The organism is Proteus faecis, from assembly GCF_003144395.1.
Lineage (GTDB): Bacteria > Pseudomonadota > Gammaproteobacteria > Enterobacterales > Enterobacteriaceae > Proteus > Proteus faecis.
Genome location: NZ_PENZ01000037.1, coordinates 78,431 through 104,265 on the forward strand (window position 1 = coordinate 78,431; position 25,835 = coordinate 104,265).

24 protein-coding genes are annotated in these 25,835 nt (G+C 38.3%); 2 read left to right on the forward strand and 22 right to left on the reverse strand.

Going from position 1 to position 25,835, the window contains the following annotated elements:
• Window positions 1–16: 16 nt before the first annotated feature.
• The 17 genes from DK858_RS13320 to cysJ all read right to left on the reverse strand — a co-directional run bounded on the left by DK858_RS13320 (window position 17) and on the right by cysJ (window position 18,740).
• Window positions 17–1,171, reverse strand: coding sequence for a hypothetical protein (locus DK858_RS13320; protein ID WP_109397834.1), 1,155 nt, complete (start codon window positions 1,169–1,171; stop codon window positions 17–19).
• A complete protein-coding gene (locus DK858_RS13325) occupies window positions 1,168–2,430 on the reverse strand; it encodes a hypothetical protein (RefSeq protein WP_109397835.1) in 1,263 nt (420 codons plus the stop codon). Before DK858_RS13325 ends, DK858_RS13320 begins: the two co-directional genes overlap by 4 nt.
• 169 nt (window positions 2,431–2,599) lie before the next feature.
• Window positions 2,600–3,583, reverse strand: a complete 984-nt coding sequence (gene rpoS / locus DK858_RS13330; protein WP_109397836.1) for an RNA polymerase sigma factor RpoS — start codon at window positions 3,581–3,583, stop codon at window positions 2,600–2,602.
• A gap of 677 nt (window positions 3,584–4,260) precedes the next feature.
• Window positions 4,261–5,379 carry a murein hydrolase activator NlpD gene (gene nlpD / locus DK858_RS13335; protein WP_109397837.1) on the reverse strand — a complete coding sequence of 373 codons (1,119 nt, stop codon included), beginning with the start codon at window positions 5,377–5,379 and terminating at the stop codon, window positions 4,261–4,263.
• A gap of 153 nt (window positions 5,380–5,532) precedes the next feature.
• Entirely contained in the window at window positions 5,533–6,159 is a 627-nt protein-coding gene (locus tag DK858_RS13340; RefSeq protein ID WP_006534074.1) for a protein-L-isoaspartate(D-aspartate) O-methyltransferase, read from the reverse strand.
• The gene (gene surE / locus DK858_RS13345) at window positions 6,153–6,917 is read right to left on the reverse strand and encodes a 5'/3'-nucleotidase SurE (protein ID WP_109397838.1); all 765 of its coding nucleotides are present in this window, start codon (window positions 6,915–6,917) and stop codon (window positions 6,153–6,155) included. Before surE ends, DK858_RS13340 begins: the two co-directional genes overlap by 7 nt.
• On the reverse strand, window positions 6,895–7,950 hold the full coding sequence (truD, locus tag DK858_RS13350; RefSeq protein WP_109397839.1) for a tRNA pseudouridine(13) synthase TruD: 1,056 nt from the start codon (window positions 7,948–7,950) through the stop codon (window positions 6,895–6,897). The genes surE and truD overlap by 23 nt, the downstream gene beginning before the upstream one ends.
• Complete coding sequence (gene ispF / locus DK858_RS13355) at window positions 7,947–8,432, reverse strand: 2-C-methyl-D-erythritol 2,4-cyclodiphosphate synthase (protein ID WP_109397840.1); 486 nt, start codon at window positions 8,430–8,432, stop codon at window positions 7,947–7,949. Before ispF ends, truD begins: the two co-directional genes overlap by 4 nt.
• Before the next feature lie 4 nt (window positions 8,433–8,436).
• Window positions 8,437–9,183, reverse strand: coding sequence for a 2-C-methyl-D-erythritol 4-phosphate cytidylyltransferase (gene ispD, locus DK858_RS13360; RefSeq protein ID WP_109397841.1), 747 nt, complete (start codon window positions 9,181–9,183; stop codon window positions 8,437–8,439).
• A 39-nt stretch (window positions 9,184–9,222) separates the two neighbouring features.
• On the reverse strand, window positions 9,223–9,513 hold the full coding sequence (gene ftsB / locus DK858_RS13365) for a cell division protein FtsB (RefSeq protein WP_228407317.1): 291 nt from the start codon (window positions 9,511–9,513) through the stop codon (window positions 9,223–9,225).
• Window positions 9,514–9,843: 330 nt separating this feature from the next.
• Window positions 9,844–10,461, reverse strand: coding sequence for an adenylyl-sulfate kinase (gene cysC, locus DK858_RS13370; RefSeq protein ID WP_369961159.1), 618 nt, complete (start codon window positions 10,459–10,461; stop codon window positions 9,844–9,846).
• Window positions 10,458–11,909, reverse strand: a complete 1,452-nt coding sequence (gene cysN, locus DK858_RS13375) for a sulfate adenylyltransferase subunit CysN (protein ID WP_109397844.1) — start codon at window positions 11,907–11,909, stop codon at window positions 10,458–10,460. Before cysN ends, cysC begins: the two co-directional genes overlap by 4 nt.
• 11 nt (window positions 11,910–11,920) lie before the next feature.
• Window positions 11,921–12,829 (reverse strand): sulfate adenylyltransferase subunit CysD, encoded by a 909-nt coding sequence (gene cysD / locus DK858_RS13380; RefSeq protein WP_109397845.1) that lies wholly within the window; start codon window positions 12,827–12,829, stop codon window positions 11,921–11,923.
• 11 nt (window positions 12,830–12,840) lie between these two features.
• A complete protein-coding gene (gene cysG, locus DK858_RS13385; RefSeq protein WP_109397846.1) occupies window positions 12,841–14,265 on the reverse strand; it encodes a siroheme synthase CysG in 1,425 nt (474 codons plus the stop codon).
• Between the two features lie 205 nt (window positions 14,266–14,470).
• Entirely contained in the window at window positions 14,471–15,202 is a 732-nt protein-coding gene (locus tag DK858_RS13390; RefSeq protein WP_109397847.1) for a phosphoadenylyl-sulfate reductase, read from the reverse strand.
• Window positions 15,199–16,929 (reverse strand): assimilatory sulfite reductase (NADPH) hemoprotein subunit, encoded by a 1,731-nt coding sequence (gene cysI, locus DK858_RS13395; protein ID WP_109397848.1) that lies wholly within the window; start codon window positions 16,927–16,929, stop codon window positions 15,199–15,201. Before cysI ends, DK858_RS13390 begins: the two co-directional genes overlap by 4 nt.
• A complete protein-coding gene (cysJ, locus tag DK858_RS13400; RefSeq protein WP_109397849.1) occupies window positions 16,929–18,740 on the reverse strand; it encodes an NADPH-dependent assimilatory sulfite reductase flavoprotein subunit in 1,812 nt (603 codons plus the stop codon). The genes cysI and cysJ overlap by 1 nt, the downstream gene beginning before the upstream one ends.
• Before the next feature lie 297 nt (window positions 18,741–19,037).
• On the opposite strand from cysJ, the gene queD reads away from it, so the two are divergent.
• Window positions 19,038–19,403 carry a 6-carboxytetrahydropterin synthase QueD gene (gene queD / locus DK858_RS13405; RefSeq protein ID WP_109397850.1) on the forward strand — a complete coding sequence of 122 codons (366 nt, stop codon included), beginning with the start codon at window positions 19,038–19,040 and terminating at the stop codon, window positions 19,401–19,403.
• A 79-nt stretch (window positions 19,404–19,482) separates the two neighbouring features.
• On the opposite strand, the gene queE is transcribed toward queD, so the two are convergent.
• A complete protein-coding gene (gene queE, locus DK858_RS13410; RefSeq protein WP_109397851.1) occupies window positions 19,483–20,154 on the reverse strand; it encodes a 7-carboxy-7-deazaguanine synthase QueE in 672 nt (223 codons plus the stop codon).
• 166 nt (window positions 20,155–20,320) lie between these two features.
• Between queE and DK858_RS13415 the strand changes: the two genes are divergently transcribed.
• Window positions 20,321–21,688: an amino acid permease gene (locus DK858_RS13415; protein ID WP_109397852.1), complete on the forward strand. Its 1,368-nt coding sequence runs from the start codon at window positions 20,321–20,323 to the stop codon at window positions 21,686–21,688.
• Between the two features lie 87 nt (window positions 21,689–21,775).
• On the opposite strand, the gene DK858_RS13420 is transcribed toward DK858_RS13415, so the two are convergent.
• From DK858_RS13420 to DK858_RS13435, 4 genes are all read right to left on the reverse strand, one after another.
• Complete coding sequence (locus tag DK858_RS13420) at window positions 21,776–22,957, reverse strand: methionine gamma-lyase (protein WP_109397853.1); 1,182 nt, start codon at window positions 22,955–22,957, stop codon at window positions 21,776–21,778.
• Window positions 22,958–22,976: 19 nt separating this feature from the next.
• Window positions 22,977–23,375, reverse strand: a complete 399-nt coding sequence (locus DK858_RS13425) for a hypothetical protein (protein ID WP_109397854.1) — start codon at window positions 23,373–23,375, stop codon at window positions 22,977–22,979.
• A 10-nt stretch (window positions 23,376–23,385) separates the two neighbouring features.
• A complete protein-coding gene (locus tag DK858_RS13430; RefSeq protein WP_109397855.1) occupies window positions 23,386–24,579 on the reverse strand; it encodes an NAD(P)/FAD-dependent oxidoreductase in 1,194 nt (397 codons plus the stop codon).
• A 177-nt stretch (window positions 24,580–24,756) separates the two neighbouring features.
• Window positions 24,757–25,542 carry an endonuclease/exonuclease/phosphatase family protein gene (locus tag DK858_RS13435; protein WP_109397856.1) on the reverse strand — a complete coding sequence of 262 codons (786 nt, stop codon included), beginning with the start codon at window positions 25,540–25,542 and terminating at the stop codon, window positions 24,757–24,759.
• Window positions 25,543–25,835 lie beyond the last annotated feature (293 nt).

Sequence of the window (25,835 nt, forward strand, 5' to 3'; positions counted from 1 at the left end):
AAAGATAAAGATAACTCTACTTAATTGAAGCATGGCTATATTTAAGTCGTTCTCCCAATAACAATAAAGTATCTTCATCGCCGTAATTGTCAAATAAACGAATAAACGAAGATAAAGCTGGATTAAACATCATATCGTCATTAATTTTCTCATAAGAAGTATATTTTTTTGTTTTTAATGAAAAAACCAGCGTAACTTTATCATCGTTATGGCCTTTATTTAAAATCAAATCATCATTACTTATCATCAAATCATTTAGATATTTATAACCACTTTCATAGAAAGTTTCTAAATTTCCATCAGCTTGACGTTGAACAACAGAATAGAGATCACGAGATGCTTGTTGAGCAATTAAATAAATCTCACCTTTATCATTTTGAGCAACTTCTTTCACACGCAAAGGAAGCCAGCGTGTTTGTGTTACTTCTTTATTGACTAAATTGAGCGTAATTTCTAACGTGTTTGTTGTGTAATGATGATTATAAAAAATAATAAGGGAATCACCTGAAAGGGCATAATGAAATTGTGTAAATTCACCGAAATCTTCAGCGTAATACTGCTTTACCAGATCTTCTGTATTAACTGAATATTCCCAACTTTCACCTTCATCTAAACTTGTCAGTATCGTCTTATTATCAACTAAGACTAATTGTGATGTTGTTTGTGAAAAGAGTAATTTTCCACCAATTAATGTTAAAGGAAAACGATAATGACCATCGTGAGTTTCTTGCCAAGGAATTAAATCTGCTACTGTAAACTCTGCTAAATCTATATGTTGACGTCCCTGCTCTGTAAATAAAACACATTTATCAAAAGCACAATAAGCGTTGTAAAAGCTACCTTGCCCTTGTAATACAAATCGCGTGCCTTCTTTATCAGAATAGTACAGCGTATATTTTCGCTGATTATCTTGGCGGTACAGTCGACCATAAATATCTACGTCATATCGCCCACTATCAGATTCAGTTTTAATTAGGATACCATTTGATGAATTAAAGGTTTTACGTAAATCATAACGAGAATAGGGAAATGACGATAACGCCGAGGCATTTTCATTTTTCCATTGCCACTTAGTGGCAAAACCATGAAAAAGTACACCATAAAAAAGCACTAAGCTTAAAATAAATAAGCTAGTGATAATAATAAAAGGCTTACGGAAAAAAGGATTCATTGACTTAACTCCGTAACATAAACCGTTTTTTTATTTTCAACACATTGCTGTTGAAGCAAAAAATAGGTTTGATAACTGCTATTACCTTTTTCTGATAATAAAATATAAAGATTCGAAAACAAGGCAATTAAAAAAGCAAATCCAGTGATAATTAAGCTAAAGATGATCCCCATTCCTAAAAAGGTATCACCAATAAAGAACCAATCCCATTTATCCCAATAATTACCATTATCGTAAACATCCGAAATAGATAAAATAGCAAAAATAGAAAAAATAAAGGCACTGATCAAGCCTGTAATTAACAATGCTAATCGCTTAGTACGTTGATGCCCAATATACATTTGTCCTGAAATTGAATAAGCGCCATTATCTGTATGATTATAAATCCCCAAGACAACAGGCCCTGAGCACTTATCTTCTGCTTGCCAAAAAAACAATTCAACAACATCATCATCAGCAAGAAACAAATTATGATCAGAATAAAATAATCGCTCTCTATAACTTAATACAAAAGGATGTTTATCAATTAGACAGGATATTTGAATTATTACACTCTCGCTATTACGAGAATGTACTTTAATTCTATCAACATGATGAAGTTTTATTTTTCCTCTAACGCGTTGTACTTTGCTGTCTTTTATAGGAATAGTTGTTTTTTTACGAGTAGTCATGCACTTTAGTAATGGTATTGTTTTTATATTAGGAATAATCAGTTGTTCACCATCAGATGCAATAATATCTTGTTTAGCGATGACTTTATCTAACGCCTTTATTCTCTTTCTATGTTTAGGTCTGGTGCGCTGAAAGTAACGATAAGCCTTTTCTCCAATATAACTAATACCCATCATCATCGCACCGAATGCAATAACCATGGAAACAACGATAAAAAAGTTCACGTCAAGATGAAGAATCGAAAAATAACTCCAATAACTGCCAACAAACGTCAGAATAAATGCAAGCAATAACCATTTTTGTTGTTTTTCTGTTAGCGTGAATTTTCTTTCAGGCTCAAGCCTTCCTTTTGTATCATGATAAATCCATTGCACCCAGAAACTGCCATCTTTCAATAACTCGGCACAGATTTTAAGCTCATCACCTTGTTTTAATCGTTTAAGAAAATCTTGAGAATTAGCAAAATCTTCTTCATTAAAATAGAAGTTTTTACCTGATGCTATTAATCTCACCATTCCCTTCGGAGAGATTTTACTTTGGTTAAAATCGCAACGCTCTAGTTTGACGCTTAAAAAATAATCTTTCATATCTTACTTTATCACTTTCATCAGGCTAACGAGGTGCAAGATTGCGCTCTTGTTTTAGCGTTTTGAATCACATAATACAAGATAAAGAAAAGCCGATTAGCAACCCTACTAATCGGCTTTGGTAATAACAATATGTCAATTAAAGCTATAAACGAAAATCAGTGGCTAACTATGCTTTGAAAAGTGCTTCAATACATAATCCCTGACTTTGTAGAATGTCTTTTAAGCGACGTAGTCCTTCAACTTGAATCTGACGAACCCTTTCTCTTGTCAGACCAATTTCTCTACCAACATCTTCTAAAGTTTCTGCTTCATAGCCTAATAATCCAAAACGACGAGCCAATACTTCACGTTGTTTTGGATTCAATTCAAATAACCACTTTATGATATTTTCCTTGAGGTTATTATTTTGAATTGTTGCTTCCGGCCCTTCTTCGTTTTCGTCAGAGATAATATCAAGTAATGCTTTATCTGAATCACCACCAATTGGGGTATCAACAGAAGTAATACGTTCGTTTAAACGTAGCATCTTACTCACATCTTCGACTGGTTTATCTAATGTTTGCGCAATTTCCTCAACACTAGGCTCATGATCGAGTTTATGTGCTAATTCCCTTGCCGTTCTTAAATAAACATTCAGCTCTTTAACGATATGAATGGGAAGGCGGATAGTACGAGTCTGGTTCATAATGGCACGTTCAATGGTTTGACGTATCCACCATGTCGCATAAGTTGAAAAACGGAAACCTTTTTCAGGATCGAATTTTTCAACTGCACGAATAAGTCCTAAATTCCCTTCTTCTATTAAATCAAGCAGGGCCAGACCTCGGTTTGTATAACGACGAGATATCTTAACAACTAAACGTAGGTTACTTTCTATCATTCGTTGTCTTGAAGGAATATCGCCTCGCAACGCTCTGCGGGCAAAGAAAACTTCTTCTTCAGCGGTCAGCAACGGAGAATAACCAATTTCTCCTAAATAAAGCTGAGTTGCATCGAGCGCACGCTGATTGACTCCTTCAATAAGTTCAATTTCATCTTGAGCATCAGACTCATTCTCAGTCTCTTTTGCAGCAACTTCATCGAACTCTTCCATGTTCTCTTCAATTTCATCTGTATATAACTCGTCTACTCTTAGCGTACTTTGGCTCATCAGCTGCTCCTACCCTTGATAATTTAGGTAAACGACCATAATTAAAGCCTGTTTACCAGTTTATCGCTGTGTCACGACACAACGGGTTTACTGATTTTCCCTTGTAACGAATTACAAAATAAAAGATAACATAATCTATTTTACTGTTAATTTTACTCTTTATTTATTCAATATATAACTTAACTATTGAGTGCAGGTTATTAACAGTTTTTTTATTATATTTCACGTATATTTATCTATACGTGAAAGTACTCTATTTGATGTACTATTTGTGACTATTTACATCTAAAAAAACAAATAAAAACCCATAATAATATCCAACAATTAATATTACATACTATTATTAAAAAGATAATCAAATAAAGAAAATTCCCACCTAAACAATGAGTTATTTTATAGTCCATCTTTTAATAACAGTGAATCTTTATTCATTTTTTATATAACAATTTTTAGCATACGCATTCATTGGTTGATAATCAACTGTCTAATTTAACGTTATCAATAATTTTATATTGATCTCTCATTTTTAATAACCTTCAAATAAGCAGTTTTACCTAGATGAAAATTATTTTTTTTCAATATATTAATTAATTACAGATAAAAAAAGCCCTCTTCTTTTTGTAAAGAAGAGGGCTTAACTTTAGGATTATTCGCTATACATATAAAAAATTACTTATCTATTTCTTAGGTAAATAACTCATTGGATTAAGTGATTTTTCTTTATAGCGTATCTCAAAGTGTAGTCGGACAGAACTGGTTCCAGAGCTACCCATTGTGGCAATTTGCTGACCCGCATTCACATTCTGCTGTTCTCGCACCAAAATAGTGTCGTTATGTGCATATGCACTGAGGTATTCGTCATTATGTTTAATGATAATAAGGTTACCATAACCACGTAATGCACTCCCCGCATAAACCACTTTACCTGCAGCTGTTGCAACAATTGGTGAGCCTTTTGTACCACCGATATCGATACCTTTATTGCCACCAGGAGCACTTGAGTAACTTTCGATGATCTTACCTTGAGCAGGCCAAATCCACTTACCAGAAGCAGCCGTTGGTGCTGGCGTTGCCGAAGTTGTAGTATTTGTATTTGTTGTCGGCGGCGGAGTTGTGGTCTTTGGTTGTGTTGTTGTAGGTTTAGTAATCAATGGTCCCATAGCACCATTGTTTGTTGGCTTGGTATGTGCCGTTTGGACACCCGCACTACTTGATTGATTAATAACTGATGTATTGACATTGGTATTAGTTCCCGTATTAACCTGACGGTTACCGATATTCAACACCTGTCCCACGTTTAAGCTATAAGGTTCTGGGATGTTATTCATTGATGCTAGTTCTTTTACATCACTATCTGTTATCCAAGCGATATAGAACATAGTATCACCCCGTTTTACTGTGTACGTGTTACCGTTGTAGTTTCCTTTCGGAATACTGTCATAGTTACGGTTATACACAATGCGTCCAGAGCCATCAGTGTTTACATTTTGAGCTACAACTGACGTTTGAGAACGAGACTGACTTTGAGGTTGTTCCATGCCTCCATTAGACGAAGCAGAGTTCACCTTAATAGAAGGAGGAGGTGACGATTGTAAGGGGGTAGTTCTTTCAATCGGTGTCGCATTACTGTTAGTCATCACAGGTGCGGTTGATACCGTATTATTTGAAGAGCTATCATTTACAGAGGTAATTGGCGCAGGACGATAAGGTGTATCTGCACAGCCTGTTAATGCAAATCCAATTACCGAACACATGATTGCCCAGCGGACATGCTTAATTGGGCTTTCTGAATTCATACTTCCTTCTCCCTTTAAAAAGGCATTAGCATCTAGCAATTTGTCGAGTTAAACAAAAAGACTGCAATTTTTTGAAAATGTTTCATTTATTAGTGCAGATTACGACAAGCTATTAAAAAGCAGTAATAAAAAACGGTCAGATTTATCTGGAAGTTATGCTAACTCGCCTGCAATTAAAGGAACAAATCTAACGGTTTCTATAGATTGATAGTGAAAATCATTACCTAAACGTCGGATAAACTTCAGTATTTGTTGTTGTTCACCGACAGGTATTATCATCCTGCCACCATCGGCTAACTGCATCAATAACTGTTGCGGTACTTCTGTTGCACATGCGGTCACTATTATCGCATTAAACGGGGCTTTTGATGACCAGCCCTCCCATCCATCACCATGACGTGTCGAAATATTATGTAAATCAAGGTGTTTAAAACGTCGTTTAGCTTGCCATTGCAATATTTTTATACGCTCAACGGAACTAACATGATGGACTAAATTTGCTAATACTGCAGTTTGATATCCCGAACCCGTACCAATTTCTAATACAGAGTCCGTACTTTGTAATTCTAGTAGCGCTGTCATTTTGGCAACAATATAAGGCTGTGAAATAGTTTGCCCATTGCCAATAGGCAAAGCCGTATTTTCGTAAGCCTTATGAGAAAGCGCTTCATCAATAAAAAGCTCTCTTGGTACTTTACTCATTGCTTCCAACAGGCTCTCATCCTTGATGCCATGCTGTTTTAACATTGTCAGTAAGTCTTTCATTGACCGACTTAACATGTTTTTTTGACCTCTGCTTTATTTAACCAATTTTGTAGTAAATCGAGTGCATTATAGGCTGTTAAATCGACATGTAATGGGGTTATCGAAACATAACCTTCGTCAACAGCAGCAAAATCTGTATCGGGACCTACATCATTTTTTTCACCTGGAGGCCCAATCCAATAAAGATTATTTCCTCTAGGATCGGTATGTGTATAAACATGTTGTGAAGCATGACGGCTACCACAACGTGTAATACGAAAACCTTTTACTTCATCAAGAGGAATATCAGGTACGTTAATATTGAGAATATTTCCCGCTCTTAAAGGTACTTGTTGTAACATGGCTAAGACTTCACAAGTGACTTGAGCAGCTGTCTCAAAGTGCGTTTCACCATCAAGTGAAACAGCAATGGCTGGCAAACCTAAAAAACGCCCTTCTGTTGCTGCTGCAACAGTACCTGAATAAATAACATCATCACCCAAATTAGGGCCATGATTAATACCAGAAACCACAATATCAGGACGAGGACGCACTAAATGATTTACACCAAGATAAACACAATCTGTTGGTGTCCCCTCAACAATCGCAATATCGCCATTATCAAGCTCTTGCTTACGTAAAGGTCTGTCAATGGTTAAAGAATTAGATGCAGCACTACGATTGCGATCAGGTGCAACAATTTGTACATCATAACGCTGACGCAATGCTTTAGCGAGGGTCTGTATCCCTTTCGCCATCACACCATCGTCATTACTCACCAATATTTTCAGCATCATCATTCCCTAATAAAATTAATTCACGTACAACGCTAGTTGCAAAGCTTCCTGCTGGTAAAAAGAATGACAGAGATACAGTTGTGTCGTCTAACCAACTCCATGACATATTTTCTGGTAATACATTGATAGCACGTCTTGTATTATCAACTCGTTCTTGTCGAGCCAGCGACCAAAATGCTTCATATTCTGCCAGATTTTCTGTTTCAAAATCCAATGCTTGTGATTGTGTACCTAAATCACCTTTACCCGGCAAAGGTGCGGTAATATGAACATCATGCTCTTCATAACGAATTTGTGTTTGAGCCAGTTCAGCTTCATCAACAACAAACCAACTCCCTCTTCCATGCAGTTGCATTGCATCACCAAGTATCACTTTTGAATATAAATCACATTCCAATCTTTTGCTGACAAGATGATTAAACATTGCACTACGAGCAGCGGAGAGATAAAAGCTACGTTTTCCTCGTTCTTTTACGCGGATTTCGTCTGTTGCCCAACGCATAGCTTGCCGTAAATTATCACCATTACGACCAAATCGTTGAGTACCAAAGTAGTTAGGAATACCTTTCGCTTTTATTTGTGTCAATCGAGTATCAACAAAATCACGATCAGAAATTTCTCGTAACACCAATCTAAAGTGATTACCTTTTAAGGTTCCTATGCGTAATTTACGTTGTTGGCGAGTGGTTTCTAGAATTTCGCAACCCTCTAAAACCAGTTGACTAAAATCAGGCATCTCTTTACCCGGCATTCGCAGGCAAAACCATTGTTCAGTAACGGCATTTCTGTCTTTTAATCCAGCGTAACTAGCATCACGAGGATGGATCCCAACAAACTTTGCCAATTTTTCAGCAACAAAAGCCGTGTTACAACCTGTTTTTCTGATTTTCACCATGACATGTTCGCCTTCACCATCAAGGGTGAAACCAAGATCTTCACAGACAATGAAATCTTCAGGAATCGACTTTAATAAGCCTGTTGCTTGTGGTTTTCCATGTAACCAATGAAGTTCGGGGAGTAAATCGCTCATTCAGATAATGACTCTTTCATTAATAAAACAACAGCTTCACAGGCAATGCCTTCTTTTCTACCAACAAATCCAAGCTTTTCTGTTGTGGTGGCTTTCACATTGATATCATCAATATGACAATCAAGATCTTCAGCAATATTGACGCGCATTTGCGGTGTATGAGGTAGCATTTTTGGTGCTTGAGCAATAATCGTGACATCTAAATTGCCAATTCGATAACCTTTTGCTCTTACGCGAGAAAACGCTTCACGAAGGAGTACACGGCTATCTGCACCTTTATATGCCGGATCTGTATCAGGAAACAATGTGCCAATGTCACCCATCGCTACCGCGCCTAAAATAGCATCTGTTACCGCATGTAATACTACATCGCCGTCAGAGTGAGCTAACAACCCTTGTTCATAAGGAATTCTGACGCCGCCAATAACAATAGGACCTTCACCGCCAAATTTATGTACGTCGTAACCGTGTCCAATTCTCATCTTATTATGTGTTCCTTATACTGGTGATTTGGCGTGAGAGGAAAAACTCTGCGAGCGCTAAATCTTCTGGCTGAGTAACTTTGATATTATCTGCACGACCTTTAACTAATAAAGGTTCATATCCAGCAAACTCCATCGCTGAGGCTTCATCAGTGATCGTTGCTTTTTGTGAGAGTGCATCCTCTATATTTTGTTTTAATAACAATGCAGGAAAAAATTGTGGCGTTAAAGCATGCCATAGGGTTGTTCTTTCTACAGTTTGTTCAATATGATTATCTTGTTGATGACTACGTTTCATTGTATCGCGAACAGGCGTCGCAAGAATGCCACCGCAAAATTGTGGATCCATAACGTTTTCATCAATTAATTTTATAAGATGATCAAGATCGCCAAAATGCAGACAAGGTCTTGCCGCATCATGTACTAACGCCCAAGTATTTTCAGAAAAATGTTGAGTGACATACTCTAAACCTGACAATACAGAGTCAGCACGTTCCCCCCCACCATTAACCGTAATTATTCTTTCATCTTGCGCTAAAGGTAACGTGTGAAAATAGCTGTCATTTGGGCTGATAGCCACGATAATTCGCGTTATACGTGGGTGTTTTAATAGGGCATTAATGGTATGTTCAAGAATAGTCAATCCACCAATCTTCAAATATTGTTTTGGGCAGACTGACTGCATTCGGCTTCCAATACCGGCCGCAGGAATAACGGCAACAATAGGAAGAGTAGAGTTTGTTATATTCATTATGGTATTTGTATCAGGACACACTATTAATTCAATAAATTAACGACGTGGTTGAGATTTATCACTCACAATACGGAAAAATGCCTCATTAGGCTTTATCATTCCTAATTCACTACGAGCACGTTCTTCTAACGCTTCTTGCCCGCCATTGAGGTCATCAATCTCTGCAAATAGACGATCATTACGCTCTTTTAGTTGCGTATTTTGCGCCAATGCAGATTCAACTTCTTGAGTTACTTTGTTGTAATCATGGATACCATTTTTACCTAACCACAATGAATATTGTAGCCAACCAAGTAAAATCAGAAGTAAGACTGTTAATTTCCCCATTACCACCCCCAAGATTAATGGGCTAATCATCCCACAACTCAACCACAGACGCCACAAAAGTGCTGGAATATATTACATTATTATTCCTATTCTTCTCACTATAAACATGGATAACTTCTATAAAATTCAGACTAAGGTTTGATTTTTTCTTATTCAGATGAAGAGTTATGAGATTAATGTATAAATAATAAATGCGTAATTAAAGCGTGAGATGTGTTTTAAATGATATGCCTAATTAAAGCATTTTCGCTCTAATTGCATACATTATCTCTACACATTTCCCCTTTTTCTGGAAGGCTCGTGCAGAGATAACTTCATATCACCATAAAATTAACGGTAAATTTGGTTTTGTTGTAGATAGGTGAGGATTTGTTGGATGAGTTCACTTATAGAACGCGTGCCATCTAAATGTAATTCAGGATCAATAGGCGGTTCATAAGGAGAATCTATCCCTGAAAATTGCTTTATCTCACCACGTCTTGCTTTTTGATAAAGCCCTTTCGGATCACGGGCTTCACAAATAGAAAGTGGGGTATCAACAAAGATCTCAATAAATCTTCCTTGCTCAAAGCGCTCTCTAACATGTTGTCTGTCTTTTTGGTAAGGCGAGATAAAAGCCGTTAGGACAATAAGCCCCGCATCGACCATCAATTTAGCGACTTCCCCCACTCGGCGGATATTTTCGTGTCTATCTTCTGCGCTAAATCCAAGATCACAACATAATCCATGACGTAAATTATCCCCGTCTAATAAATAGCTATGAATGGGAGAATGCTTTTGTGAATACTGATAAAGCGCTTGTTCTAGCGCATCAGCAAGTGTAGATTTACCTGAGCCAGATAACCCCGTAAACCAAAGCACACATCCTTTGTGCGCTTGTTGTGATTCGCGTTCATTTAATCCAATTTTATGAGGATGCCAAACAATATCGTTACTTATCACCTCTATTTTCCTCCAAGAAGATCTCTCGCTCCCCAATGGGGAAAATGGCGACGAATAAGCTGATTTAACTCGACTTCAAAAGCATCGTATTGCGTCATAGTTTGGATCGAATTATCTCTCGTTTCCCGAATAAGCCCAGCGCCTACAGTGACATTACTTAGCCGATCAATAAAAATTAATCCTCCAGTATCTGCATTGGCTTGATAGTTATCCAGCACCAATGGCTCTTCAAATGAGACGTCAACGCTACCAATGGCATTTAAACTTAAGCTATCTGTCACTTGTTGGGTGAGTTTGTTTACATCCACTTGATAATGAATATTCTCTATTTTGGCACGGCTTTTTTTACCTGCAATTTTGATATCTAGAATATGGCCTTGTACTAAAGGCTGCTCTGACATCCACACTACGTCAATTAACGCATAAGTGCTAATATTGGCAGTTGTATCTTTATCATCAACAATGATATCTCCACGGCTAATATCAATTTCATCAGCCATCACCAGTGTGATTGCTTGTCCTGCCTTAGCGTGCGTTAAATCCCCCTCAAAAGTAACAATACGTTTAATCGTTGTATGTTTTTCTGATGGTAATACTTTGATTTTTTGCCCTTGGTAAAGCACTCCTGAAGACACCGTACCGCTGTATCCTCTAAAATCTAAATCTGGACGATTCACATATTGCACTGGGAAACGCAGTGCCTGAACATCTGAACCCAATTTAACAGGTGCATCCTCTAATAATGAAAGTAACGTTTTTCCTTGATACCAAGGCATATTCAATGAAGGGGAAACCACATTGTCACCATCAAGAGCAGAAATGGGCACAAATTCAATGGTGAGATCTGTTGGAAGCTGCTCAGCAAAATGCAAATAATCTCGTTGGATCGAATCAAATGTCGCTTGTTGATAATCCACCAGATCCATTTTATTAATTGCAACAATCAAGTGGCGGATCCCAAGGAGTGTGCTGATAAAACTGTGGCGTCGTGTTTGTTCTTGTACACCTTTTCGAGCATCGATCAACAGAATAGAAAGTGAACTTGTTGATGCTCCTGTCGCCATATTGCGAGTATATTGCGCATGTCCGGGCGTATCAGCAATAATAAACTTACGCTTTGAAGTTGAAAAATAACGGTAGGCAACATCAATAGTGATCCCTTGCTCTCTTTCTGCAGCTAATCCATCCACCAGCAAAGCCAGATCGAGCTTTTCACCCTGAGTGCCGATCTTCTTACTTTCATTTTGTAATGTAGAAAGCTGATCTTCATAGATCTGCCTTGTGTCATGAAGTAAACGTCCTATTAATGTACTTTTTCCATCATCGACGTTTCCACAGGTTAGAAATCGCAGTAATCCTTTATTTTGTTGAGTTTTAAGATAGCGCTCTACACCACCCTGTTGTGCAATTTCACCCGCGACAAGTTGATTCGTTTTTACAGCTAAAAGTCCCATATTTCCTCCAATTAAAAATAACCTTGGCGCTTTTTCAGTTCCATTGAGGCCGACTGATCACTGTCAATTAAGCGCCCTTGTCGTTCACTGCTGGTGGAAATCAGCATTTCTTCAATAATGGCGGGTAGCGTTTCTGCTTGTGAAGGAATAGCACCCGTTAATGGCCAGCACCCTAATGTTCTAAATCTCACTTTTTGCTGTGTAATCACTTCACCCGGTTTTAGATCAATTCTGTCATCATCTACCATAATTAAGGTGTCATCACGCTCAATCACCGGTCTATTTTTGGCAAAATAGAGAGGAACTATGTCGATATTCTCTAAATAGATATATTGCCAAATATCGAGTTCCGTCCAGTTAGATAGTGGAAATACACGAATACTTTCACCTTTATTAATCTGTCCGTTATAATTTTTCCATAATTCAGGTCGTTGGTTTTTCGGATCCCAACGATGCTTTCTATCTCTAAACGAATAAATACGCTCTTTAGCTCGTGATTTTTCTTCATCACGACGCGCACCACCAAATGCCGCATCAAAACCATATTTGTCTAAGGCTTGTTTTAGCCCTTCGGTCTTCATGATATCCGTGTGTTTTGCACTACCATGAATAAATGGATTGATCCCCAGTTCTGCGCCTTGTGGATTTTGATAAACTTTAAGATCAAAACCATATTCTTTAGCCGTTTTATCTCGAAACTCATACATTTCTCGAAATTTCCAACCAGTATCAACATGCAACAAAGGAAAAGGTAATTTCGCGGGATAAAACGCCTTGCGAGCCAAATGCAACATCACCGAAGAATCTTTGCCTATTGAATAAAGCATGACGGGATTTTCAAATTCAGCGACAACTTCTCGCAGAATATAAATGCTTTCTGCTTCTAATTGCTGAAGATGCGTTAATTGTGTTTCATTCATAACAACCTCATTTAGGCAAAATGAACTAAAGGTGAATGGAGTGACGACAAGGATTGATAAGCATGCCTGTCACCAAACCAGGCAAGTTGGTGATGTAGCGCCGCAACTTCTCCCACAATTAATAAGGCAGGGGTTGGCGCTTTTTCGGCTAACTGTGCTAATTGTGTTAGATTTCCTGTGAAAACTTGCTGATCACGACGAGTACCACAACTAATTACCGCGATAGGTGTTAATGGAGAACGCCCAAGTTGGATTAAACGCTGACTAATAAACTCGGCTTTTGCTGTCCCCATATAAATAGCGAGAGTGTGATTAGCTTGCGCTAATGATGCCCAATCCGGCTCAATTCCATCTGCTTTACAATGCCCAGTCATAAAAGTGACACTTTGAGCATATTGTCGATGCGTTAAAGGGATCCCCGCATAAGCACTTGCTCCACTTGCTGCCGTGATCCCCGGTACAACTTGAAAAGGGATACCATGTGCGATAGCAATTTCAATTTCTTCTCCACCACGCCCAAAAATAAACGGATCACCACCTTTTAATCGGACAACCCGTTTACCAAGTTGCACATATTTCACGATCAATGCATTGATTTCCTCTTGAGAAACACTATGGTGCCCCGCTCTTTTACCTACACAAATGGTGTCAGCATCACGACGAACAAGCTCTAAAACCTCTGGACTCACTAAACTGTCATAGAGTACAACTTCGGCTTGTTGAATAACCTGTAAACCGCGCAGTGTTAATAATCCTGCATCACCAGGGCCTGCTCCAACTAATGCAAGCTCGCCTTGTTGGATCTCTTTTTGTTTCAATTGTTGCTCAAGCAACGCTTCAGCTTGTGCTAATTGATCACTTGCTACTAAAGAGGCGAATTGACCACTAAAGGCTTGCTCCCAAAAACGACAACGAGCCTGGAAAGTCTCTAAATGCTGTTTCACTTTTTTGCGCCATTTTCCAGCAATTGTTGCCATTGAACCTAATGAACTTGGTAATAAGGCTTCTAATTTCTCGCGGATCATACGCACTAAAACGGGTGCTTTTCCGGCAGATGAAATCGCAATCAAAATAGGGTTTCTATCGATAATGGCGGGGAAGATAAATGAGCATTGAGGTTGTGAATCCACCACATTGACAAAAATATTCCGTGCTTGTGCATCAAGATAAACTTGCTGATTAAGCACACTGTCATCAGTTGCTACAATCACCAGCATCATTCCAGATAGATGTTCTGGTTGATATTTAGCTGATACCCACTCAATTTTCCCTTGCTGATAAGCAAGGTGTAATTCGTCACACAGCTGAGGTGCAATCACTCTTAAGTAAGCGCCAGCTCTTAATAACAGTAAAGCTTTACGCGCAGCAACATGACCACCACCAATCAATAACACTGGGCGTTCTTTTAATTCCACAAATAAGGGTAGGTAATCCATACGCGCATTTCACCTTCGTTGTTCACTTTATAACTAACGACTATAAAAGGTGCTCTAGGGGTTATGAAATGACAAAAAGCTATGTGATGGAACAGAAAGGAATAAGGAAAAATAAAATATTTTCAAATGGTTATAATTTTAAAAATGACAAAGAGGGCAATAGACAAGCGCTATTCCCCCAATGATTTATGAGTAGATAATGACGTTATTCGTGTAATCCACACTCACGTTTTAAACCAAAAAATCGTGTTTCTTCTTCACTCATACCCTCTTCCCATTTTCGAGTTGTGTGAGTATCTCCCACAGAGAGATACCCTTGCTCCCATAAAGGGTGATAAGGTAAGTCGTTTTCTTTAAGATATTGATAAACTTTCTTATTATCCCAATCTACTATGGGTAAAAACTTAAAGATCCCTTTTGCGATTGAAAGCACAGGTAAATGTTCACGGCTTTTAGCTTGTTGTCGGCGAAGGCCTGCAAACCATGTTTGAGCCTGTAATGTTTTTAGTGCCCTTTCCATTGGCTCTACTTTGTTTATCTGGTTATAACGCTCTATACCATCAATACCTTCTAACCAAAGTTTGCCGTAACGCGCTTCTTGCCAAGATGAAGATATTTCAGCTCGATAGACCTTCAAATTAAGTTGTAACTGTTGAGTCAACCTATCAATAAATTGATAGGTTTCAGGAAATAAGTAACCTGTATCAGTCAAAATCACCGGGATATCAGGATATTGTTGAGTAATTAAGTGCAGACATACCGCTGCCTGAATACCAAAACTAGAACTTAATACATAGGCTTTAGGTAAATGTTCTAAAGCCCAAGTAACCCGTTCAATAGCACTTAATTGCTCTAACTGTTGATTAATCTGGCTTAAAGCATGTGTCTGATCTTCAACAGGTAGCTGTTTTAATGAAGCAAGCTGAACTAGGCTCATATCGCCTCCTGCACTTCATAAAAATCAATTGCCGAATTCAGTACTGGTTTAACAACATCGGTACGAATAAGAAAATCACCGAAGCCTTCATTGTTATGACGAGAAACCGCCCATTCACCAATCAGTGGATCTAATATCGCAATGATTTCTTGCGAGGTAATATTTTCACGATACATTCTAGGGATGCGTGTTCCAATGCGATCTCCCCCTAAATGCAAGTTGTAGCGATCAGGAGCTTTACCCACCAGCCCAACTTCTGCCAACATAGCTCGACCACAACCATTTGGACATCCAGTTACACGAACCACAATATGCTCTTCACTCATACCATGTTTTGTCATTAAGCTATCAAGAGTATCGGTGAATGAAGGTAAAAATCGCTCAGCTTCTGCCATCGCCAATGGGCACGTTGGAAAAGACACACATGCCATCGCATGTTCACGCAGTGGCGTAACTTGACTATTAATCAAACCATATCGACGAGCGATTGCTTCAATATTGGCTTTTTCATTCTCAGGCACTCCTGCCACAATCAAATTTTGATTGGCAGTCAGTCTAAAATCACCCTGATGAATTTTGGCAATTTCCGCAACTCCCGTTTTTAATGGAGCATCAGGCGTATCAATCAACCGCCCACTTTCAATAAATAAAGTAAGATGCCATTTATCATCAACGCCTTTTAACCAACCAATTTGATCACCTCGATGGGTAAATTCATAAGGTCGAATAGTATCAAAAGTCACTCCAGAACGGCGCTCAACCTCTTGTTTAAACGTCTCTACGCCAACACGTTCCAATGTGTATTTTGTTTTTGCATTTTTTCGTTCGGTTCGATTTCCCCAGTCACGTTGAGTTGTCACTATCGCTTCGGCAATAGCCAAGGTATTCTCAATAGGAATATAACCAAATTCACTGGCTAAACGAGGAAAGGTATTATTATCGCCATGCGTCATTGCAAGACCGCCCCCCACAAGCACGTTAAAACCAACTAGGTGCCCGTTTTCAGCAATCGCAATAAAGTTCATATCATTAGCGTGAAGATCAACATCATTATAAGGCGGGATCACTACCGAGGTTTTAAACTTCCGCGGTAAATAGGTTTCTCCCAAAATAGGCTCTTCATCTGTTGTTGTAACTTTCTCTTTATCTAACCAAATTTCCGCATAAGCACGGGTGCGCGGTAATAAGTGCTCTGATATTTTTTTTGCCCACTCATACGCTTCTTGGTGTAATGAAGACTGCACTGGATTTGAAGTACATAACACATTACGGTTAACATCATTTGCTGTTGCTAGAGCATCAAGCCCTGTTGCAGCCAGCATCTGATGTGCGGGTTTTACATTGCCTTTTAAAATGCCATGAAATTGAAATGTTTGACGATTAGTAATACGAATGCTGCCATAAAGCGTATTTTCAGTTGCAAACTTATCAATACTAAGCCACTGTTTAGGCGAAATAATGCCACCAGGTAAACGGCAACGTAGCATCATCGCATGACGAGGTTCTAACATTTGCTCTGCTCGTTCAGCGCGAATATCTCTGTCATCTTGTTGATACATGCCATGAAAACGAATTAATAGAAAGTTATCGCCTTCAAAACCACCCGTTAAACCATTTTGTAAGTCTTCTGTAATAGTACCGCGTAAAAAGTGACTCTCTTTTTTCATGCGTTCACTATCAGCTAGTTTACCTTCAACCACTAAGGGCGCTTGAGTATGTGATTTCATTAATAGACATCCCTCTGATAACGCCGTTCTAGGCGTAGCTCACTTAAGTATTCATCTGCTTCTTCAATATTTTTATTGCCATACTCCATCACAATATCTAACAACGCCTGTTCAACATCTTTTGCCATTCGTGAAGCATCACCACAGACATAAAGATAAGCACCTTGCTGTAACCATTGCCAAATCTCATTACCACGCTCACGCAATTTATCCTGTACATAAATTTTATGTGCTTGATCTCGTGACCATGCTAAATCGATATGAGTTAACAGACCGTTTTTAACATAACGTTGCCATTCCACTTGATAGAGAAAATCTTCTACAAAATGAGGATTACCAAAAAATAACCAGTTTTTACCTGTTGCTGCGTCATTTTCACGTTGCTGCATAAAACTTCTAAAAGGAGCAATACCTGTACCTGGACCAATCATAATGACAGGTGCCGTGTTATCTTCAGGTAGACGAAAATGTGCATTTTTTTCGATAAAAACATTGACGCTATCGCCTTCTTTTAATCTATCCGCTAAAAAACCTGAGGCTCCGCCGGTATAAGTACGGGAATTAACGTCGTAACGTACAACCCCTAAAGTAAGGTGCACTTCGTCCTCGACTTCTTGTTGTGACGATGCAATAGAGTAAAGACGAGGCGTAAGTGGACGTAAAATATCAACAAAGTCTTGTGCAGTGGGTTGAGCACAATATTGGCGTACCATCTCATTAATAGGGTATTTATCTGCATATTGCTGAAGCTTGGTTTTATCAGACACCAATGACAATAGATCTTCATGGCGCGTCAATTGGGCATAGGCTTTTACGATAGGTGCGCTATTTTGAGTGAGTTCACAATGGTACAGTAACGCTTCTTTTAAGGTAAATGTTTGAGATTTTAACGTAACAGGTTCATCCCCCTTCAGCCATAACAAGGTAATAAGTTCATCCACTTTTTCAGGGGAATTATTAAACCAAACGCCTAGCGCATCACCCGGTTGATATTGCAAATCAGAGCCTTCAAGACTGATTTCAATATGGCGAATATCTCTATCTGAATTTCTGCCTGTGATTTTTTGATTAGTCAGTAAGGTAGCAGTAAAAGGCGCATCTCGATGATAAAGCGAGGCCTCAATCGTATCCGTCGTACCTGACTGTGTTTGTTGTAAGACTTGCGTACGTTGTGCGGGCACTCTTGCTTTTAAGAGCGTTGTAAGCTGCTCTATCCATTCATCCGCAACAGCTTGATATTCAACATCCGCATCAACTCTTGGTAATAAACGTGTTGCGCCCAGTTGTGCAATTCGCTCATCAAAATCTTTTCCAGCCTTACAAAAATGCTCATATGAAGAATCACCTAAGCTCAATATTGCATAAGCCGTTTCTTTCATTTCAGCAGCTTTTTTAGTGTTCAGATATTTATAAAAAGCTATCGCTTCTTCAGGAGGATCGCCCTCGCCTTGAGTCGATACAATGATGATCAAGGTTGTAGTTTTATGAAGCTGTTTAAACTTATATTCACCTGCGGAATATAGTTCCACATTCAATTTATGAGCAACCAAATTATCTCGTAACTGTTCTGCAAGGTGACGTGCATTACCTGTTTGAGAAGCAGAGATCAATGTAATAGTTTCCTGCTCTGGCACTAGTGCAGAGGTAACCGTTGTCGATGTCGGTACGACCGAAGGATTAAGCTGTCCCCACAAATAGCCAGATAACCACGCAATTTGCGCTGTTGAAAGATCTTTTGTTGCATCCTGTAATTTACTCAATTGCTCCGATGTTAATGGAAGCATTGATAATAATGGAGGTTGATTGCTCATTTATCCTGCCTTAAAAAGCAAAGCACTTATCTGTGCTTTATTGTTCTTTGATAATATTTCTAATATTGAGAGGGTATCCCACGACTAGATAGTGAATTAAAGACCTGTTGGCTCTATCTAATAACCTTAAATGCTAAATTTATTTATTGGTTTCCTTTATCAATATAATGAATAAGCAAAAAGGAACATAAGAAGCCATTAAGATTAAGGGAGATTAGGCGTGATACGCTAAATCGGCTACACTGGTAACCTTCGTTCTATTTGTGTCTTTTTTTTACTAATTAAGTCAAGAGAGTTTTGATGACAACCACCATCTTTAAAGATTTTCAGTTTGAAGCTGCCCACCATTTACCACATGTTCCTGAAGGCCATAAATGTGGGCGTCTTCATGGGCACTCTTTTCTTGTTAGATTAGAACTAACAGGTGAAGTTGATCCACATTCAGGTTGGCTTATTGATTTTGCTGATGTGAAAGCCGCATTTAAACCTACTCTTGAGCGCCTAGATCACTACTATCTTAATGAAATTGAAGGCCTAGAAAATCCGACCAGCGAAGTGCTGGCAAAATGGATTTGGCAACAAGTAAAACCGTCATTGCCATTATTATCTGCGGTGATGGTGAAAGAGACGTGTACAGCAGGATGTATTTATCGCGGTGAGTAAATCAGGTTTAACATTAAACCGCTATCACCTAAAAGAAAATCAGCCTGTTATTGGCTGATTTTTTATATTAAAAACATCATCACGCAATATTTAAATATTTATGCGTTTGCATCGAGAAACGCCAATTACGTTCAATACAGGTTTTAATACATAATGCCGTCGCACTCTCTTTACAACTAATGGGCTGTAAGGCAACAACAGGTGCAGGGTGTTCTGTGCGTAATACCAGTAAGGCATCTAACGCTTCAATATCTTTTTCACGCCCAACGGGATGTTTTATCTCATTAGCTCGATTGATTGCACTAGGCAATACCGCAAATCCCCCTTTCATGCCTACTTTTGGGGAAAGTGTCACCCATGTTTTCTCACTACATAAAATATCGTGAGTACCACTGGTTTCTATCTGACAGTCAAAACCTGCTTGCTCCAATCCTTCAGTTAAAGGACGTAAATCATATAAGCAAGGCTCTCCACCTGTAATAACTACATGCTTTGCACTATAACCTTGCTGTTGGAAAAGTGATAAAATCTGAGTAACATTGGCTTCTCCCCAAGCATCGCTTTCTTGCGTTTTAATAGGAATATCGCCAAGAGGAACTTTTTTTTCGTCTTCTTTTTCCCAAGTATGTTTGGTATCACACCAACTACAACCTACAGGGCACCCCTGTAATCGAACAAAAAGCGCAGGAACGCCAGTAAAAACACCTTCACCCTGTAAGGTTTGAAACACTTCATTAATAGGGTATTGCATAAGAAACTCTGATATCCAATGAATGCTGATGATTATTACAGATAACTATCTCACCGTAAGAGGCTTTATGATAAGGTACATGGTTTGTTTTGAATAGCTAACGTGCGAGAAGACACTGAAAAAGAGGATAGAGTTCCTCCGTTGGACAGAGATGGGAATACTTTAGATGCAAAAAGAGAATCAACTTTCACGAGGATTATCAGGGCGGCACATTCGTTTTATGGCGCTAGGCTCTGCAATCGGTACGGGTTTATTTTATGGCTCTGCGGCCGCTATTGAGAAAGCGGGTCCTGCAGTATTGCTTGCTTACCTTATTGGTGGAGCAGCAGTATTTATGGTTATGCGTGCATTAGGTGAAATGGCAGTTCATCATCCAGTTGCAGGCTCTTTCTCACAATATGCAAGCCATTATATGGGGCCTTTAGCAGGCTTCTTAACGGGCTGGAACTACGTTTTTGAAATGCTGATTGTCTGTTTAGCCGACGTTACAGCATTTGGTTTCTATATGAAACTCTGGTTTCCCGATGTTGATCAATGGATATGGGTATTAGGGATAGTTTGCTTTATTGGCGCCTTAAACCTTTGCCACGTAAAAATATTTGGCGAAATGGAATTTTGGCTTTCTATCGTTAAAGTCACTGCAATTATTGCCATGATAATTGGTGGCGTTGTCATTATGATGTATGGCTTTGGCCAACAAACTGAGCATCCTATTGGTATCTCTAACTTATGGGAGTTTGGCGGTTTTATGCCAAATGGTATTGAAGGGGTTATCGCCTCACTTGCCATTGTGATGTTTGCGTTTGGTGGGATTGAAGTGATTGGTATTACTGCCAGTGAAGCTAAAGATCCCGAAAAAACCATTCCCAAAGCAATCAATGCCGTACCGTTTCGTATCTTATTATTCTATGTACTGACGATTTTCATTCTAATGTGCATTTTCCCTTGGCAACAAATCGGCCATAATGGTAGCCCATTTGTACAGATTTTCTCAAATCTAGGGATCAATTCAGCAGCCAATATCTTAAACCTTGTCGTTATCACCGCTGCAATTTCTGCGATCAACAGTGATATCTTTGGTGCCGGTCGTATGATGTATGGCATGGCGCAAGAAGGACAAGCACCAAAATCCTTTATGAAACTGACTCGTAATGGTGTGCCTTGGATGACAGTATTAGTGATGTCTGTCGTGCTATTACTTGGCGTGGTACTTAACTACCTTATCCCTGAGCAAATTTTCGTGTTAATCGCCTCTATTGCAACATTTGCAACAGTTTGGGTTTGGTTAATGATTTTACTTTCTCAAGTCGCTATGCGTCGTAAGATGAGTGCGGATGAGGTAAAAACACTGAAATTTCCAGTACCATTTTGGCCTGTTGCCCCCGCTCTGACAATTGTCTTTATGGCGTTTGTTATCGCAATCTTAGGCTATTTTGAGTCAACTAGAATGGCATTGGTTGTCGGTATGGTATGGGTAGCGATTTTAACAATTGGCTACTATGTCGGTATCAAACCGAGAATAAACCAGAAGTAAGTCACATTTCTGTATTAAACAATAAAGGCTGTAGATAATTTCACAGCCTTTTTCTTTATCACAATCACAATGTATTAACTCAACCACTTAAGCCAGTGCTTGTTCTAGATCAGCAATTAAATCATCCACATCTTCCAGACCAATTGATAATCGAATCAAACCATCACTAATACCATGTCGTTGCCGCTCTTCGGCACTATAAGTGGCATGGGTCATTGTGGCAGGATGTTGAGCTAAAGATTCGCAGTCTCCTAAACTCACTGCTCGACTAAAGAGATTTAAACGATTGAGAAACACTCTACCGGCTTTTATGCCTCCTTTTAGCTCAATAGCTATCATGCCTCCGGCTAAATGCATTTGACGTTTGGCGAGTTCATGCTGAGGAAAAGAAGCTAATCCCGGATAATGGATAGTTTCAACCTTAGGATTATCTGCAAGATATTCTGCGATACGTTGTGCATTTTTACAGATTTGCTCCATCCTTATGCCTAGCGTTTTTATTCCTCGTAATATTAATGAAGCATCATGAGGAGACAAACAAGCACCCGTCATATCCTTTAAACCTTCAACTCGTATTTTGTTTGCCAAGTCATGAGTGGTAATAATAGCACCAGCCGTGACATCTCCATGACCTGATAAATATTTGGTCATAGAGTGCACAACGATATCAGCACCTAAAGTTAATGGCTGTTGTAAATAAGGTGAGCAATAGGTGCTATCAACCATCACTAAAATATTATGTTGATGAGCAATTTCAGATATTTTTGCTATGTCGCTAACACGCATATTAGGATTAGCAGGGGTTTCAAAGAAAATTAATTTTGTTTTCTCAGTAATCGCTTCTTTTAGTTTTTCAAGGTTAGTTAAATCAACGTGCTTTATTTTAACACCAAATTTAACAAGTCCATGATTGAAAAACGTAAAAGTGCAGCCATAAAGCGTCATATCAGCAATAAGTTCATCACCCGGCTGAAGTAACGACCAACATGTTGAGGTAATAGCCCCCATTCCTGAAGAAAAAACAATAGCACCTTCACCATTTTCTAATTGCGCTAAACGATTTTCTAATAACGCTAAAGTAGGGTTTGAGATCCGAGAATAAAAATGCCCTTTTTCTTTACCCGCAAAACAATCTGCACCGTATTGTGCTGTTGGAAAAACAAAAGTGGATGTTTGAAAAACAGGAGGCACTAATGCGCCCTGAGAATCTAACGGAGAATAGCCATAATGTATTGCTTGAGTATTAAAGTGTTTATTACTTTGCGTCATTATATCTCCTAGTTATTAATTAATCCTCTATTCGTTGGTTATTTTCCCCGATAATTTGAACAGTTCTTAGAATAATTGAAATTCCTTTAAGGGTATCGGGATTTTTTAATAATGAAAAAGTTGAACCTAATGTATATTTTTTATCTTGATAAATAGATTCTTTCTTTGCCATATTATAAGCAGCACTCAATTCCCATACTGGAATTAATGTTTCTTCAAAAGCAACTGAAAGTTTTTCTATCGTTGCATTATCTATAATATCTATTGAGTCTGATATTAAAGATAATAAATCCACGATATTGTCAAAGCGTTTTAATGCTAATAATGGTCTAGCTTTTTCTAATAGATGCTGAAGATGTACTTTATCCTCGTCGGAAAACAGTAGTTTTTCTGCCGCGCTTATATTATTTTCGCTCATTATTATTCCCCTATAATAGTCCTCTAACGGTCGCCCAATATAATCCACGGTTATAACTATTACGTAATAATCCACCTAATTTAGTAGGAGGCGTAGGTATTACATCATGTTTATAGTCATACTGTAGTGGCATACCTGCTGATAACCCCATTTGAGCAACCGCTTGTACTCGACCATCATAAATCGCCGCAGGGTAGCCATAGCGAAGTTCACCACAAATGTTATTAGCAATCACACCAGCTTGGTTATGACAACTACCACCGGCTTTACTGATCGGTAAATCAACGGTATCTCCAATGACATACACTTGATTAAGCCCATAAACTTGTAATGTTTCAGGATCAGTAGGTAACCAACCTTCACCATTGTTATATTCACTTAACCCTGTATTACGAATCGCTTCAACCGCAGTAATAGGGGGTGTACTCATTAAGATATCAAAAGGTTCTGCTTCACCCTCTTTTGAGTAAGCAATCTTCTTATCAGGATCAACATGACTCAATGTAAAACCACGCTTAGCTTTTATATCGCGTTCTGAAAATACCGCAGGAAGGACTTCACATACCTCTTTTTGCATAAAGAGGCAATTTCTTAAAAGCTGAGAAACCGTAGGATAGGTATAAACAATTTCAATATTTTTTCTAACACGACGTTGACGTAAGAATTCATCCAACATCAATGTCGTTTCCATTGGTGCGATACCACACTGATGAGGTACATTGGGCGTTTCAGGGAAACTCACTGTAATAAAGACACGCCCTTTTTCAATTTTAGCGAGTTTATCAGCGAGGTTTCTGGCCGCTTCATATTGATAAAAGTGGCTTCCTGCTTCTTTTAAACCTTCAATACGATGAGGGCTTGGAACACAACCTGTTGCTAATACAAGAAAATCATAATTGTATTTTTTCTTTGATTCACAATAAATAATTTTATTATTAAAATCAAAGCGCTCAGCTTTATCAATAACAAATTCAATTTCAGGTCTTAATAAACTTCTTTCTGAACGCATTAGCTCTTCTTTTAAAAAAAGATTAAATGCAATATACATAAATGCAGGTTTGTAATAATGATTGGGATTATCTGAAATAAGAGTAATTTTAATTTTATTTGAAAAGATTTCGTCATTTAATTTTTTAGCTAGGATATTAGCAAGAATAGTTCCACCGGTACCACCACCAATAATAACTATATTTTTTGTCGGCATTTTATTTCCTATATCTAGAGATATTAGATAGACAAAAAAAGTATAGTAAAGGGCGTTAATATAACAAATAGATTAAATAGATAGATTAGTTAAGTGCAATATAGTTATACTAATAAATATAGTTATATGACATTTAAATATTATATGTTTAATATTTATTAATGTTATCATAATCAATTAATAGAATGTTGCAATTAAAGGATTATGATCGGATGCATCAGTGATCAACACTTCAGCATTATTTAACGATAGTCCTCGATAAAAAATATAATCTAACGGTTTGCCAAAGGCTTTAGTACGCCAATCATTATCAAAAATAACTTCTTTAAGTCCTAGTCTTCTCGCAAAACGTTTTAATACATTGATTCTTGGACGACTCCACGCATTAAAATCCCCTGCTAAAATAACCGGTCCTTTATGATGCATGATATGAACAGATAAATTGCTCAATTGACGCTGATAAACATCAACTCCAAAACTAAAATTAATCGCATGTACATTAATGACCATTAAATGATCACCCGTAATTAATGGGTATACCGTAATTAATGCTGATTTGGACAGTCGTAAAAAGGGCTCTTTTTCTCTGAGAGGACAGCAATAGATAGGGTGAGAACTTGATAATGTCATTACGCCCGCGGGGTGTTGTTGAAAAGCTAAAGCAGGAACTTGATCTGCAATCAAATGATGAGCCCCAGCAAAACGTACAAGCTCAGGTGTGGTTTGAGCTTCTTGTAATAAAAGCAAATGCGTATCTGTTGAAAGTATTTCCAACATATTGCGCCAATTAGGGCGTTGCTGTTTATAGATATTCCAAACCGCAATTTTTAGAATGCCTTCGGTGTAAAGAGGCATTCCAATAGGTAGAGTATCCTTTCTTTCACTTAAAGGCGGGCTAGGCTCAATTCGCTCAACAGGTTGACCTGCCACAAAACGCACTGAATAAGTCGGTTTTTTCGCCATTAGCAACCTCAGGTAAACAGCAAGATCTCTTGCTATAACTGAAGTATACCAAAGGCAAGCTTCACTCTCATCCTTTAAAAGGACATCATTATCAACAAAAGTAATTATTTTTATACATAATAGTCATGTTTACTTAAAATCATCTGATTAATTGATGCTTAGCTCTAAATTTTAAGCAAAAAAAAACCTAAGTCGTTAGACTTAGGTTTCTTAATGTTGGCGGAACGGACGGGACTCGAACCCGCGACCCCCTGCGTGACAGGCAGGTATTCTAACCAACTGAACTACCGCTC